Raw genomic sequence first — 14,408 nt, 5'->3', positions numbered from 1 at the left:
CACGCAATCCTGTACGTGAACGTACACGTTAATCTATAATGCCTCGCATTACGACCGACATGTGAAGCATCGCCATGCCGAACGACGAGCCCCCCACTCTGCTGACCGTGCGCGACGCCGCCGAACGTCTGAACGTCACGCCGCGCACGCTCAAGTATTACGAGGAACGCGGCCTCGTCACGCCAAGCCGCAGCGAAGGCCGCTATCGCCTGTACGACGAAGACGACCTCGAACGCTTTGCGCGCATCCTGCGTCTGCGCGCGCTGGGCTTCTCGCTCGCGGGCATCACGGAAATGCTGAAACGCCCGCTCGAAACGACGGAAGGCGGACGCAACCGCTACTCGATGGACTCGCTGCAGCAGATTCGCGACGGCCTCGCACAACAGATCGAATCGCTCGACGCGCGCATCGAATCCGTGCGGCGCGAGTTGAAAGAAGTGCAGAAGCTCAAGGCCGAACTCGCCGACGACCTGAATTACGTCGAGCGGCGTCTCGCCGGCGAAAGCGCCGATGAACTGATCAGGCAGCGCCACGCCACAGCCGCCAGCAAACGTGCCGGGAGCAAGGGCACGAAAGCATGAACGCAGGATTACCGCTCGCGCAGATCTTCAGCGCGGAGAAACTGCGCGGCGATTTCTTCCCGTGGGTGCTGGCCGTCGTTACCGGCCTCGACTACTTCGACAACGCGATCTTTTCGTTCTTCGCCGGCTACATCGCGGGCGGCGTCAACGCGTCGCCGGACGAACTCGTGTGGTCGTCGAGTGCGTATGCCGTCGCGGCCGTGCTCGGCATCCTGCAACAGCAATGGTGGGTCGACCGCGTCGGCTACCGGCGCTACGTGGCCGGCTGCATGCTGCTCTATGCGGTGGGCGCCGTCGCAGCGGCGCTGTGCGATACATCGTTCGGCCTGCTGTTCGCGCGCGGCTTTCAAGGCTATTTCATCGGCCCGATGATGGGCACGTGCCGCATCCTCATCCAGCTGAGCTTCACGCAGCAGCGGCGGCCGGCCGCAACGCGCGCCTTTCTGATCCTGATCGTGCTGTGCAGCGCGCTCGCGCCGCTCGTCGGCGGACAGCTGGTCGCGCATTTCACGTGGCGCGCGCTCTTTGCGTGCACGGCGCCGTTCGGCGTGCTGTTCGCGGTGCTCGCGATGCTTGCGCTGCCCGATTCCGGCGGCCGCACGCCGGAAGAACGCGGCGCGACGCACTTTTGGCCATACATCATCTTCGCGTTCGCACAAGGCGCGCTGCAAATCGTGATGCAGCAGGTGCGCTTTCAGCTCTTCAGCACATCGCCGAATTTGCTCATGCTGACGGCGGCGGGCATCGCGGCGCTTGCGTGGTTCGTCTGGCATCAATGGCACCATCCGTCGCCGCTCGTGCGGCTGCATGCGCTGCGCGAAAAGACCTTCCAGGTCGGGCTCGTGCTGTACATGTTCTACTACTACGAGTCGACGGCGTTCAGCTATCTGATCTCGCGCTTCCTCGAAACCGGCCTCGGCTATCCCGTCGAGAACACGGGCCAGCTGGTCGGCGTCACGTCGTTGATTTCGGCGACGGCGCTGTTCGCGTATGTGCGCTACGCGAAACTGCTGCCGCGCAAGAAATGGATCATCGTGCCGGGCTTCGCGGTCGCGGCGTTCGCGGCCGCGTGGATGACGCGCATGTCGCCCGCCGTCGGCGAAGCAGCGTTGATCCTGCCGCTTCTCCTGCGCGGCTTGCTGCTGCTCTTCATCGTGCTGCCCGTCGCGAACCTGACGTTTAGAATCTTCGCTATCGAGGAGTTCTCGCACGGCTACCGGCTGAAGAACATCGTCCGGCAACTGACGATTTCATTCGCGACGGCGTCGGTGATCATCGTCGAGCAGCATCGTCAGGCGCTGCATCAGACGCGGCTCGCCGAGTTTGCGAATCCGTACAATCCGGCGTTCGAGAACACGATCGCGGCGCTCACGCACGGCTTTACGGCGGCCGGCCGCTCGGCCGCCGACGCGCATGCGCTGGCCGTCGTCGAGGTGAGCCGGATGGTCGCGCAACAGGCGAGCTTCCTCGCATCGCTCGACGGGTTTTACTTTCTGATCGGCGTGGCCGTATGCGGCGGCGTTTTCGCCGCATGGCAAAAGCAGATCGACTAGAGTCGTATCGACAACGTTAGCGAAAACGGGTAACTGCGAGGCAACCGCGCGATGCTTTCGAAATTCACTCAATGGCTCGACACGCGCCGCCGCGATCGCGCGCTGCGCACCCACGCGATCGACGACGCGCTCTGGCAGGCGACGCTCGATGGCCTGCCGTTCCTCACGCGTCTCGGCGCCGCCGACCTCGCGCGCCTGCGCGACATGACAAGCCTCTTTCTCGCGCAAAAGGAGTTCTCGACCGCGCACGATCTCGAGCTGACGGATCAGATCACCGTCGCGATCGCCGTGCAGGCGTGCCTGCCCGTGCTGAATCTCGGGCTCGATCTGTATCGCGGCTGGGTCGGCGTGATCGTCTATCCGGGCGAGTTCGTGATCCGCAAGACCGTCGAGGACGAGGACGGCGTCGTCCATGAAGTCGAGCACGATGCGAGCGGCGAAGCGTGGGAAGGCGGGCCCGTGATCCTGTCATGGGAAGACGCGCAGATGACGGACGGCTCGGACGCGTACAACGTCGTGATTCACGAGTTCGCGCACAAGATCGACATGGTGACGGGCGAAGCCGACGGCCACCCGCCCCTCTTTCGCAAGCTGCATGCGCCGCTCGATTCCGCGCAATGGGCGGACGTGTTCGACCACGCATACGACCAGTTCTGCGCGAAGGTGGACGGCGTGCCGGAGCGGCGCTGGGCCCGCTTCGAACGCGAATCGCTGATCGATCCGTACGCCGCCGACCATCCATCGGAATTTTTTGCCGTGTGCAGCGAGGCGCTGTTCGTGAAGCCGCGCGAGTTCGAGGCGGAATACCCGGAGCTTTACCGGCTGCTCGCCCGCTACTACCGTCAGGACCCGGCGCATACGGGCGCGCTCGGGCAGTCGGACGCGTAGCGCATCGCAAGAAACGGGCAGCCGCCGAAGCTTGCGAAAAAACCTCCACGAACTTCGTCAAACGTCTGATTTTCTGGCATAATCACCGTTTTTCGACCTTAGGCAAGTGGCTCGCGGTTGCGGAATTCTCCGGCTCCCGGGTTGGCTACCGCCAGATTAAAGGAAAGACCATGAAAGAAGGCATTCACCCGAATTACCGCGAAGTCCTGTTCGTCGATATGTCGAACGACTTCAAGTTCGTAACGCGCTCGACCATCCAGACGCGTGAAACGGCCGAATTCAACGGCAAGACGTACCCGCTGGCGAAGATCGAAGTCTCGTCGGAATCGCACCCGTTCTACACGGGCCAGCAGAAGATCATGGACACGGCAGGCCGCGTCGAGAAGTTCAACAAGAAGTTCGGCGCCCGCGCTTCGGGCAAGGCCGCGAAGTAACCGGCAGTACAGGTGTTGCAGGCCCCGACTCCTGTCCGGGCCGCCACGATGCAAGAAGGGCAGCGCAAGCTGCCCTTTTTTGTCGGCGGAAGGTTTGTTGGGCTGGGTTGGGCTCTCTGGCCGCGTGCCCCCGCTTCGCCCGATACGGCATTGCGCCACGTTACATGCGGGTTGCATCCATTGCTATCGATGCCTACGCGTCGCAACGGCTGCCGGCACGACAGCAGACCTCGAAGCAAAGTCCGCCTGAAGCCCGCCGCAACACCCGTCTGGCCCACGTCGAACGGCGCCCCGAAAGCCCGCTTCTCTGCCCTTTCGCTGCCCTGCTCCCATCCGCCGCGTCGGCGTGCGTTTGTGACGGGCACCGTGCCGCGCGACTACAATGCCGCATGCTGATTCAGAGACGCCTCCTGCGCTCCATCAATAACTCACGGCTGCCGCCCGGTCAGCCTCACACGAACACCGCATGAGATCAGTCGTTCGCCTCACTGCTTCCGCCACCAGCGCGCTGCCGCGCTGGCTGCTGCTCACCATCTGCGTCGTGTACGCGTCGTTTGGCCTGTTCGGCCGCGACCCGTGGAAGACGGAAGACGCAGCCGGCTTCGGCGTCATGTGGACGATGGCCAACGGCACGCTGCACGACTGGATGCTGCCCAATCTCGTCGGCAAGTACATCACGTCGGATGCGCCGCTCGGCTACTGGCTCGGCGCGAGCGCAATCCGCGTGCTGGACCCGCTCGTCGACGCGAGCAACGCGTCGCGCGTGTTCACGGGCCTGCTGTTCTGCGCGGCGTGCGCGTTCGTCTGGTATGCGGCCTATCTGCTCGGCCGCCGCCCCGAGGTGCAGCCGTTCAAGTACGCATTCGGCGGCGAGCCCGAGCCGCGCGACTATGGCCGCACGCTCGGCGACGGCGCGCTGCTGATCCTGCTCGCGATCTTCGGCCTCGCCGAGCGCGGCCACGAAACGACCCCGCAGATCGCGCAATTCGTCTGCATCGCGATGCTCGTCTACGGCCTCGTGCGGATGATCGACAAGCCCGTCCAGGGCGCGCTGATCTGGGGCTGCGCGATCGGCCTCGTCGCGCTGACGAGCAATCCCGTGCTGGTCGGCGCGCTGCTCGTCGGCACATTCGCGATGCTGATCATCGTGCACGAAACGCACTGGCGCACGCTGATGCTCGCGGGTCTGCCCGTCGCGCTGGCGCTCTCGGTCGTGTGGCCGCTCACGGCGATCGCGCTCTTCCCCGACGACGCCGTCTGGTTCCTTCATCAATGGATGCGCACCAGCCTGCACGCGTTCGCCGGCCCGTACGGCTCGACGCTGCGGTATGCCGTCAAGAACCTGCCGCTCTTCGCGTGGCCCGCGTGGCCGCTCGCGATCTGGGCGTGGTTCAGCTGGGCGGGGCTGCGGCGCGCGCCGCACATTGCGATTCCGCTGTCGGTGATCGCGCCGCTGCTGATTCTCGTCGTGCTGCAAAGCCAGGGGACGAACCGCCTTTTCACGCTGCTGATGCCCGCGCTCGCGGTGATCGCGGCATTCGCGCTGCCGACGCTCAAGCGCGGCGCGATCAACGCAATCGACTGGTTCGCGGTGCTGAGCTTCACGGTGCTCGGCACGTTCGTGTGGCTCGTGTGGCTTGCGGGCATGACGGGCTTTCCGCATCAGCTCGCGCGCAATCTCGCGCGGCTCGCGCCGGGCTTCACGCCGCAGTTCAAGATCCTGTCGTTCCTGTGCGCGGTCGCGGTGACGATCTGCTGGTTCGCGCTCGTGCAGTGGCGCGTCGCGCGCCATCCGAAGGTGCTGTGGCGCAGCGTCGTGCTGTCGAGCGCCGGCACGACGCTGATGTGGGTGCTGCTGATGACGCTCTGGCTGCCTGTCGTCAACTACAGCCGGACGTACAAGGACGTGGCCGAGCAGATTTCCGCGCACCTGCCATCCGACTACAACTGCATTGCGCCCGTGCGTCTCGGCGACGCGCAGATCGCAACATTCGCCTATTTCGGCGACATGCATTTTTCATTCGATGAAGATTGCGACGTGATCCTGCGCCAGGACACGCAGGACTTCGGCGAGCCGAGCTCGATGTCGAACTTCGTGTGGAAACTCGTGTGGGAAGGCCGCCGCGCCGCCGACCGCGACGAACGCTTCCGGCTGTACGTGCGCATCGACCGCCCGCAGCCGCCCGTCAAACGCCACCCGTGGCGCCCGAAGAAACACGGCTGACGATGTTCGCCGATGTGCGGAAAATCGCCGGGCTCGCATGGCCCGTGCTGATCGGCCAGCTGGCGATTATCGCGTTCGGCGTGATCGATACGGCGATGGTCGGCCGCTACTCGGCGACGGATCTGGCCGCCCTCGGCCTGGGCTCATCGATCTACATCTCCGTGTATATCGGACTGACGGGCATTCTGACGGCGTTGCAGCCGATCGCGGGCCAGCTGTACGGCGCCGCCCGCTACGACGAGATCGGCGAGGAAGTGCGCCAGGCGCTATGGCTTGCGTTTGCGCTCGCCCTCATCGGCTTTCTGATTCTCTACTTCCCTCATCCGCTGCTGCAGCTTGCGCGTGCGCCCGAAGCGCTGCGCGAGCGCACGGTGTCGTACCTGCAAATAGTCGCGTTCGGATTGCCGGCGAGCCTTGCGTTTCGCGTCTATAGCTCGCTGACGAACGCCGTCGGCCAGCCGCGGCTCGTGATGATCCTGCAGATCGGCGCGCTGATGCTGAAGCTGCCGCTCAACACATGGCTGATCTTCGGCGGACTCGGCGCGCCGGCGCTCGGCGGCCCGGGCTGCGCGCTCGCCAGCACGCTGATCAACTGGACGCTCGCCGTCGTCGGCATGCTGGCGATGACGAAGCTCGACGTGTTCCGGCCGTTCGCGATCTTCGCGCATTTCTGCTGGCCCGTCTGGCGCCGTCAGGCCGCGCTGCTGAAGCTTGGCATTCCGATGGGACTCTCGTATCTGATCGAAGTCACGTCGTACACGTTCATGGCGCTCTTCATCGCGCGTTTCGGCACGACGACACTGGCGGGGCATCAGATCGCGGGCAACATCGGCGCCGTGCTGTACATGACGCCGCTGTCGATCGGCATCGCCACGTCGACGCTCGTCGCCCAGGCGCTCGGCGCGCATCGCTACGAAGCGGCGCGCACGCTCGCGCGGCACGGCATCGCGATGGCCGTTGCGATTGCGTGCTGCTACGGCGTGATCGTGCTCGCGCTGCGGCCGCTGATCATCGCGGGCTATACGCCGGATGCGCGGGTCGCGGCGGCGGCGATGCCGCTGGTGCTGATCGTCGTCTTCTACCATCTCTGCGATGCGTTGCAGATCACGTCGGCATTCGTGCTGCGCGCGTATCGCGTCGCGGTTGTGCCGACCGTTATCTACGCGGTCGCGCTGTGGGGCGTCGGACTCGGCGGCGGCTATGCGCTCGGTTTCGACGTCGGCGGATGGGTGCCCGTATCGTTCACGGGCGCACGCGGCTTCTGGCTGGCGAATACGGCAAGCCTGGCGATTGCGGGCGTCGGTCTCGCGCTCTATCTGCGCTGGATCAGCGGGCGGTCCGTGCGGATGGGCGCGCAGATGCAGGCAGATAGCGCGGCCTGAACGACCAGGCGCTTTTCATGCTGACGGCATGCGCATCGATCGATGTTTCAGATGCGCTGGTGCGGTCCGCTTGGTCGTGCTGGTCTGCATTTCGGCAAACCAGCAGTAAACGCCTTCCCATGAAGCCGCGACATCCGGCTAAAGACAACGCCTCACGTGCATGCCGCTCACGTCGCGTTGGGGTGAGGGATAAAAACAGACCGTTAGTTGCACCTTAACCCTTCCCTGAACCCGCAATCGCCGCAGATACCGCCTACGCGGCCCCCTCTTCCTCGTCGCGCTGAGCGAACACCTCATGCGCCGCGAACAACGCATTCAACGCCGCCGGAAAGCCCGCATACACGGCCATCTGCATGAACACCTCGACGATCTCGTCGCGCGTGCATCCGACATTGAGCGCCGCCTCGACGTGCACCTTCAGTTGCGGCTGCGCATTGCCGAGCGCGGCCAATGCGGCGATCGTCGCGATCTCACGTGCGCGCAGGTCCAGTTGCGGGCGGCTGTACACATCGCCGAACGGAAACTCGATCAGCAGCCGCGCGAAATCCGGCGCAACGGACGCGAGCGACGCGATCACCTTCTCCCCCGCCGTGCCGTCGATTTCCTTCAGCTTGTCCCAGCCGCGCGCATAGCGATCGCCGCGTGCTCCCGCTTGCATTTGCTCTTGTGCCTTTGCATGTGCGTCATTCATTGCGAGTCCTCACTCAAGTCGTGCGTTTCCGATATGTCCTGCCGATGCCGCCTCACGCTCGGCCGCCTCGTACACTGCGATCTTGTCGGTGATCGCGTCGAGATTGGTCTGCAACTCCGCGATACGCGCAAGCACGGCCTCGCGATGCTCGATCAGCATCACGCGCCGCGCGCCGATCGTCGCATCGCCTTCCGCGCGCAGCGCAGCGAACGCCTGCATGCCCGCAACCGGCATCCCCGTCGCTTTCAGGCGCATCACGAAGCGCAGCCAGTCGAGATCGGCGGGCGAATAAAGACGATGGCCCGCGTCCGTGCGGCCGACGGGGCGCAACAATCCCGCCTGCTCGTAATAGCGCAGCGTATGCGCGGAGACGCCGCTCGTCGCGGCGACCTGACCGATGGTGAGAGCTTTCGACATGACGAACTCAGGTTAGGACTTCGAGTGAACTCTAAGTCAAGCACGATCTGCTGACCGACAAAATTCAACGCAATCCTACAGCGCATCGAGGCTGAAACGACGGGTGCATCGGCTAGAATCGGCGGCGGCAATCCGCAAGAAAAACGAAACCGGGAGCGCAGTCGATGCAAAGCGGCACCATCAAACGTCAATGGATAGGGGCAGCCGCGACGGCTGTGACGGCTGTGACGCTAGGCCTTCTCGCCACGCCCGCATGGCGCGCCGATGCAGCCCTCATCACACAGGTCTCTCCGCAAGGCAAGGTCGCGCAGGTGCGCCAGGTCGTCGTCAAGTTCGACGAACCGATGGTCGCGTTCGGCGCGCCGAATCTGCCCGCGCCCGCGCGTATCAAGTGCAGCGACGCGTCCGCGAGCGTCGGCCAGCCGCGCTGGATCGACGACAAGACCTGGGCCTGGGACTTCGCTGCCGATCTGCCGCCAGGCGTCGCATGTTCCGTCGATCTGAACGACGGCCTGAAGTCGTCGGCGGGCCATGCGCTGACGGGCCCGCATCACTTCGCGTTCGAAACGGGCGGCCCGTTCGTGCAGAGCATCGAGCCGTACGGCGGCGAAATCGAAGAGGACCAGGCCTTTGTCGTCCATCTGAACGGACCGGCAACGGAGGCCTCCGTAAGTCAGAACGTATGGTGCGAATCGAGCGGACTCGGCAACCGCATTCCCATCAGGAACGTGGATGCCGCCGCGCGCACGGCATTGCTCAAACGCTTCAGGCTGCAAAAGGAAGCGGCGCGCGTGCTGACGCTGCAATGCCAGCAGGCGCTGCCGTCGGGCACGAAAGCGCAGCTCGTCTATGGCAAGGGCGTCGCGAGCCCGAGCGGTAACGTCAACGACGTCGAGCGGCGCTTCGACTTCACCGTGCGCGAGCCGTTCGCCGCTAGCTTCAGCTGCGAGCGCGAAAACGCGAAGGCGCCCTGCACGCCTTTGCGTCCGCTGCGCGTGCAGTTCAATGCGCCCATCCTGCGCACCGACGCCGAGAAGATCCGCATCAAGGGGCCGAATGGCGAGATCAAGCCATCGTTTGGCTCCGACGACAAGGACCCGCAGACCACCACTGTCGAATTCGCCGCGCCGCTGCCCGAACGCGCCGAGCTGACCATCGAGGTTCCGTCGAATCTGAAGGACGCCAGCGGCCGCGCGCTGACCAACGCGGACCTGTTTCCGCTCAAGACAAACACCGCCCCGCTGCCGCCGCTCGCGAAGTTTTCGTCGGGCGCGTTCGGCATCATCGAGCGTTTCGCGGAACCCGACATGCCCGCGCTCGTGCCCGTCACACTGCGCAATGTCGAGGCTGACCTGCATATCGCCGGGCTCAATGCGGGCAACGCGCAATTCACGAAGCTGCACGTCGATGCCGATGGCGACATCCGGCGCTGGATGCGCAACGTCGACCGGTTCGACGGCTTCATGATGGATCGTCATTCGATCGATCAGCAGATGCCGGAACTGCTCGCGCACAATCCGCATCCCGTGATCGTGCCGCGCAATGCAGAAGACACCAACCCGGCCGAAGACCGCAAGAATCCGCTGATCGACGTGCGCTCGCTGTCGTTGCTCGCCGGCCAGCCGAAGGTCGAGACGCTCGCGCTGCCGAAGGCCGATCCGAAAATGCTGCGTCCGTTCGAAGTGGTCGGCGTGCCGGTGACGAAGCCCGGCTTCTATGTGATCGAACTCGCGTCGCCCGCGCTCGGCGCCTCGCTGCTCGGCAAGCACGCGCCGATGTACGTACGCACGACCGTGCTCGTCACGAACCTCGGCGTGCACTTCAAGCGGGGCCGCGAGAACAGCGTCGTGTGGGTGACGACGCTCGACAAGGGCCAGCCCGTGCCGAACGCCGACGTGCATGTGAGCGACTGCAACGGCGATGAAGTCGCGTCCGGCAAGACCGACGCGCACGGCGTGCTGACGATCAACCAGTCGCTGGCTTCGCGCCGCGAATGCAAGGAAGAGAGTTACGAAGGCTTTTTCGTGTCCGCGCGCATCGACGATCCGAAGACGGGTCACGACATGGCGTTCGTGCGCTCCGACTGGAACCAGGGCATCGAAGTGTGGCGCTTCAACGTGCCGACGGATACGAGCGTCGATCAGACCGTGCGCGCGCATACCGTGTTCGACCGGACGCTGCTGCGCGCGGGCGAAACGGTATCGATGAAGCACATGATCCGCGTCGAGACGATGCACGGCCTCGCGTTCCCGAAGGCGTATCCGGCGCGCCTGACGATCCGCCATCTCGGCAGCGGACAGACGTGGCACATGCCGCTCAAATGGGCCGCCGACCACACGGCCGACTCGACGTTCGCGATTCCCGCAGCGGCGAAGCTCGGCGAGTACAGCGTGTCTCTCGACGACGGCGATGCCGCCACGACCTCCGCCGAAAGCACAACGGAAAGCAACGACGACGACAGCGACGCCGCTTCGCCACGCCACAGCTATGCGTCCGGGAGCTTTCGCGTCGAGGAATTCCGTTTGCCCGTATTCAAAGGCACGATTGCCGTACGCGATGCGAAGACTCATCCGCTCGTCGCGGCGAAGGAAGCGCCGCTCGCGTTGCAGATCGACTATATGTCGGGCGGCGGCGCATCGGGCTTGCCCGTGCAGGTATCGGCGCTGATGAAAAACACGACGCCCGCCTTCGCCGGCACGTATCCGGAATTCAGCTTCGCGCCGTACAGGAAGCGCAACGAGAGCAGCGAATCGTCATCTTCGGATGACGAAGAAAGCGAGCCGCAATCCGACGACGACACGTCGAAGCTGATCGCCGACAAGGAACCCGTCACGCTCGACCGCAACGGTGCGGGCAGCCTGACGCTGAAGAACCTGCCGCATGTCGATGCGCCGAAGCGCCTTGCGCTCGAAGCCACCTTCGCCGATCCGAACGGCGAAGTGCAGACGATCAGCGGCGACGCGACGTTGTGGCCGGCCGCCGTCGTCGCGGGCGTGAAGTCGGGGCAATGGGTGTCGGCGGGCAGCACAGTGCCCGTGAAGGCGCTCGCCGTCGATCTGCAAGGCAAGCCGCGCGCGGGCGTGCCGCTCGACGTGCGCGGCATTGCGCGCATCACGATCACGTCGCGAAAGCGCATGGTCGGCGGCTTCTACGCATACGACAACCGCACGGAAACGAAAGACCTCGGCACGCTATGCAGCGGCAAGAGCGACGACCACGGACTGATGAACTGCGACGCGAAGCTCAAGGAAGCGGGCAACGTCGATCTCGTCGTGACGGCGAAGGACGGCGACGGCAATCTGTCGACGGCGGCGACGTCCGTGTGGGTCACGCACGAAGAGGACCTGTGGTTCGGCGGCGAGAACACCGATCGCATCGACGTGCTGCCCGAAAAGACGGCTTACGAGCCGGGCGAGACGGCGCGCTTTCAGGTGCGCATGCCCTTCCGCTTTGCGACTGCGCTGGTGGCTGTCGAACGCGAAGGCATCGTCGAAACGCATGTCGTGAAGCTGGACGGCAAGGACCCGACCGTCGAGCTGAAAGTGAACGAAGCGTGGGGGCCGAACGTGTATGTGTCGGTGCTCGCGCTGCGCGGGCGCATTCGCGAAGTGCCGTGGTACTCGTTCTTCACGTGGGGCTGGAAAGCACCGCTCGAATGGGCGCGCGCGTTCTGGTACGAAGGCCGCTACTACGAAGCGCCGACGCCGCTCGTCGATCTGTCGAAGCCCGCGTTCCGCTATGGCCTCGCCGAAATCAAGGTCGGCACAGCCGCGCACAGGCTGGCCGTCACGGTGACGCCCGACGCGAAGTCGTACACGGTGCGCGGCAAAGCGCATGTGAAGCTGCGCGTGCAGATGCCGGGCGGCAAGCCTGCGCCGGCTGGCACGCAGATCGCCGTCGCAGCCGTCGACGAAGCGCTGCTCGAACTGATGCCGAACAACAGCTGGGACGTGCTCGACGCGATGCTGCAACGGCGCGCTTATGGCGTCGAAACGGCGACCGCGCAAATGGAGATCGTCGGCCGCCGTCACTTCGGACGCAAGGCGGTGCCTGCCGGCGGCGGCGGCGGACACAGCGCGCAGCGCGAGCTGTTCGATACGCTGCTGCTGTGGAATCCGCGCGTGACGCTCGACACCAACGGCGAAGCCTTTGTCGACGTGCCGCTCAACGATTCGCTGACGAGCTTTCGCATCGTCGCAATAGCGGCTGTCGGCGACGGCACGTTCGGCACGGACAGCACGTCGATTCGCAGCACACAGGACCTGCAACTGATCTCCGGCCTCCCGCCGCTCGTGCGCGAAGGCGATCAGTTCCGCGCGCAATTCACCGTGCGCAACACGACGACGCGCGCGATGAAAGTCGTCGTGACGCCGAACGTGCCGGGGCTGTCGTTGCAGCCGCAAACAGTCGACGTCCCGGCGGATTCGGCGCGCGAAGTCGCATGGACGGTGACGCCGCCCGATGGCCTGTCCGAGGCCGCATCCGCTGCGCTCGCGTGGAGCGTCGGCGCCACGGAGCAAGGCGCGCCGCACGCAGCGGACGCGCTGAAAGTCACGCAGCGCGTGACGGCAGCCATCCCCGTCACCGTTCAGCAGGCCACGCTCACGCAGGTCGATGGCTTGTTCTCGCTGCCCGTCGCCGCGCCGCCCGACGCGACAATGACACAAGCGGGCGCGCCGCGCGGCGGCATCGCGGTGTCGCTGCAATCGAAGCTCGCCGACGGCCTGCCCGGTGTGCGCCGCTGGTTCGAGCGCTATCCGTATAGCTGCCTCGAACAGCAGACGTCCGTTGCGCTCGGCTTGCGCGATCCGGCGCGCTGGCAGGCCGTTGTCGCGCGCATGCCCGTCTATCTCGACAAGGACGGACTCGCGAACTACTTCCCGCCCGCCGACGACAGCAGCAACACGGGCAGCACGGCGCTCACCGCGTATCTGCTTTCCGTCACCGACGAAGCCGCGAAGCTCGATCCACGTTTCGCGTTGCCCGACGACCTTCGCGCAAAGCTCGAAGGCGGCCTCGTGAATTTCGTCGAAGGCCGGCTCGCGCGCGATGTCTGGGCGCCGCGCAAGGATCTCGATCTGCGCAAGCTCGCCGCGCTTGAAGCGTTGTCGCGTCATGGCGCGGCGCGCTCCGGCATGCTCGGCTCGATCGAGATCGCGCCGAACCAGTGGCCGACGTCGGCCGTCCTCGACTACTACGCGGTGCTGTCGCGCGTGAAGGACATTCCCCAACGTGCAGAAAAGCTCGCGCAAGCCGAGCAGATCATCCGCTCGCGGCTCACGTACCAGGGCACGCGCCTCACTTTCTCGACAGCCGATAACGACGACCTCTGGTGGCTGATGACGGGCACCGAAACGAACGCCGCGCGCACCGTGCTCACGTTCGTCGAGACGCCGGGCTGGAAGGACGAGATGCCGCGCCTCGTCGCGGGTCTGCTTGCGCTGCAGAAGAACGGCGCATGGCAGACGACGACGGCGAACCTGTGGGGCTCGATTGCCGTGCAGCGTTTCTCGCAGGTCTTCGAGAGCGCGCCCGTGACGGGACAAACGAAGCTGCAACTCGGCGCGACCGACAAGGTGATCTCATGGAGCCAGCCGGTATCCGCTGCAACGAACGACGCGTCCGCGACGTCCGTCGCGAAGGCAGCCGACGTGCGCAGCCAGTTGCTGCCATGGCCGGCCGGCGCACGCAGCGCGCCCGTCCCGCTGACGCTCGCGCACGACGGCACCGGCAAGCCGTGGGCGACGATCGAAAGTCTCGCCGCCGTCGCGCTGAAAGCGCCGTTCGCAGCGGGCTACAGAATCACGAAGACGGTCACGCCGATCGACCCCGCCGTGGAGGGCGCGAACACGCGCGGCGACATCGTGCGCGTGCATCTCGACATCGACGCGCAGACGGACATGACCTGGGTCGTCGTCAACGACCCTGTGCCCGCTGGCGCGACGATCCTCGGCTCGGGACTGGGCCGCGATCCGGAAGCGGCGACGGAAGGCGAAAAGGCGAAGGGCTATGCGTGGCCGTCGTTCATCGAGCGCGGCTTCGACGGGTATCGCGCGTACTACGACTACGTGCCGAAGGGCAAATTCTCGGTCGAGTACACGATCCGGCTGAACAACGCCGGCACGTTCGGCCTGCCGCCGACGCGCGTCGAAGCGCTCTATGCGCCGTCGACGTTCGGCGCGCTGCCGAATGCGCCCGTCGTCGTGAAGCCTGCGGCGGCTGCGAAGTAACGAGGAGC

At 65.3% G+C, this 14,408-nt stretch carries 9 protein-coding genes; 7 read left to right on the top strand and 2 right to left on the bottom strand.

From position 1 onward, the window contains the following. Nucleotides 1–74 precede the first annotated feature (74 nt). From GCT13_RS16360 to GCT13_RS16335, 6 genes are all read left to right on the top strand, one after another. Nucleotides 75–581 (top strand): MerR family transcriptional regulator, encoded by a 507-nt coding sequence (locus tag GCT13_RS16360; protein ID WP_152759819.1) that lies wholly within the window; start codon nucleotides 75–77, stop codon nucleotides 579–581. Continuing rightward, entirely contained in the window at nucleotides 578–2,134 is a 1,557-nt protein-coding gene (locus GCT13_RS16355; protein WP_152759817.1) for an MFS transporter, read from the top strand. Before GCT13_RS16360 ends, GCT13_RS16355 begins: the two co-directional genes overlap by 4 nt. Nucleotides 2,135–2,185: 51 nt before the next feature. Further along, nucleotides 2,186–3,022 carry a M90 family metallopeptidase gene (locus tag GCT13_RS16350; protein ID WP_152759815.1) on the top strand — a complete coding sequence of 279 codons (837 nt, stop codon included), beginning with the start codon at nucleotides 2,186–2,188 and terminating at the stop codon, nucleotides 3,020–3,022. A gap of 170 nt (nucleotides 3,023–3,192) precedes the next feature. Then, nucleotides 3,193–3,456, top strand: coding sequence for a type B 50S ribosomal protein L31 (locus GCT13_RS16345; protein ID WP_008921611.1), 264 nt, complete (start codon nucleotides 3,193–3,195; stop codon nucleotides 3,454–3,456). Between the two features lie 466 nt (nucleotides 3,457–3,922). Continuing rightward, nucleotides 3,923–5,680 (top strand): ArnT family glycosyltransferase, encoded by a 1,758-nt coding sequence (locus tag GCT13_RS16340; RefSeq protein ID WP_152759813.1) that lies wholly within the window; start codon nucleotides 3,923–3,925, stop codon nucleotides 5,678–5,680. A gap of 2 nt (nucleotides 5,681–5,682) precedes the next feature. Further along, the gene (locus tag GCT13_RS16335; protein WP_152759959.1) at nucleotides 5,683–7,062 is read left to right on the top strand and encodes an MATE family efflux transporter; all 1,380 of its coding nucleotides are present in this window, start codon (nucleotides 5,683–5,685) and stop codon (nucleotides 7,060–7,062) included. Nucleotides 7,063–7,315: 253 nt separating this feature from the next. Here GCT13_RS16335 and GCT13_RS16330 read toward each other — a convergent pair whose 3' ends face one another. Beyond that, the gene (locus tag GCT13_RS16330) at nucleotides 7,316–7,720 is read right to left on the bottom strand and encodes a carboxymuconolactone decarboxylase family protein (RefSeq protein ID WP_152759957.1); all 405 of its coding nucleotides are present in this window, start codon (nucleotides 7,718–7,720) and stop codon (nucleotides 7,316–7,318) included. A 42-nt stretch (nucleotides 7,721–7,762) separates the two neighbouring features. Beyond that, nucleotides 7,763–8,170 carry a MerR family transcriptional regulator gene (locus GCT13_RS16325; protein WP_152759811.1) on the bottom strand — a complete coding sequence of 136 codons (408 nt, stop codon included), beginning with the start codon at nucleotides 8,168–8,170 and terminating at the stop codon, nucleotides 7,763–7,765. Between the two features lie 164 nt (nucleotides 8,171–8,334). On the opposite strand from GCT13_RS16325, the gene GCT13_RS16320 reads away from it, so the two are divergent. Continuing rightward, entirely contained in the window at nucleotides 8,335–14,400 is a 6,066-nt protein-coding gene (locus GCT13_RS16320; RefSeq protein WP_152759809.1) for an alpha-2-macroglobulin family protein, read from the top strand. Nucleotides 14,401–14,408 lie beyond the last annotated feature (8 nt).

Origin of the sequence: Paraburkholderia franconis, assembly GCF_009362735.1 — a bacterium.
GTDB classification, from domain to species: domain Bacteria; phylum Pseudomonadota; class Gammaproteobacteria; order Burkholderiales; family Burkholderiaceae; genus Paraburkholderia; species Paraburkholderia franconis.
The sequence above is the reverse complement of the archived record's forward strand: the minus strand, read 5'-3'. Positions and strand labels throughout refer to the sequence as shown.

Bases quoted from the DNA above. Each gene is read 5' to 3' on its own strand.
- GCT13_RS16330 (WP_152759957.1), bottom strand. From the start codon at position 7,720: ATGCAAGCGGGAGCACGCGGCGATCGCTATGCGCGCGGCTGGGACAAG.
- GCT13_RS16340 (WP_152759813.1), top strand. From the start codon at position 3,923: ATGAGATCAGTCGTTCGCCTCACTGCTTCCGCCACCAGCGCGCTGCCG.
- GCT13_RS16350 (WP_152759815.1), top strand. From the start codon at position 2,186: ATGCTTTCGAAATTCACTCAATGGCTCGACACGCGCCGCCGCGATCGC.
- GCT13_RS16325 (WP_152759811.1), bottom strand. From the start codon at position 8,170: ATGTCGAAAGCTCTCACCATCGGTCAGGTCGCCGCGACGAGCGGCGTC.
- GCT13_RS16335 (WP_152759959.1), top strand. From the start codon at position 5,683: ATGTTCGCCGATGTGCGGAAAATCGCCGGGCTCGCATGGCCCGTGCTG.
- GCT13_RS16360 (WP_152759819.1), top strand. From the start codon at position 75: ATGCCGAACGACGAGCCCCCCACTCTGCTGACCGTGCGCGACGCCGCC.
- GCT13_RS16320 (WP_152759809.1), top strand. From the start codon at position 8,335: ATGCAAAGCGGCACCATCAAACGTCAATGGATAGGGGCAGCCGCGACG.
- GCT13_RS16345 (WP_008921611.1), top strand. From the start codon at position 3,193: ATGAAAGAAGGCATTCACCCGAATTACCGCGAAGTCCTGTTCGTCGAT.
- GCT13_RS16355 (WP_152759817.1), top strand. From the start codon at position 578: ATGAACGCAGGATTACCGCTCGCGCAGATCTTCAGCGCGGAGAAACTG.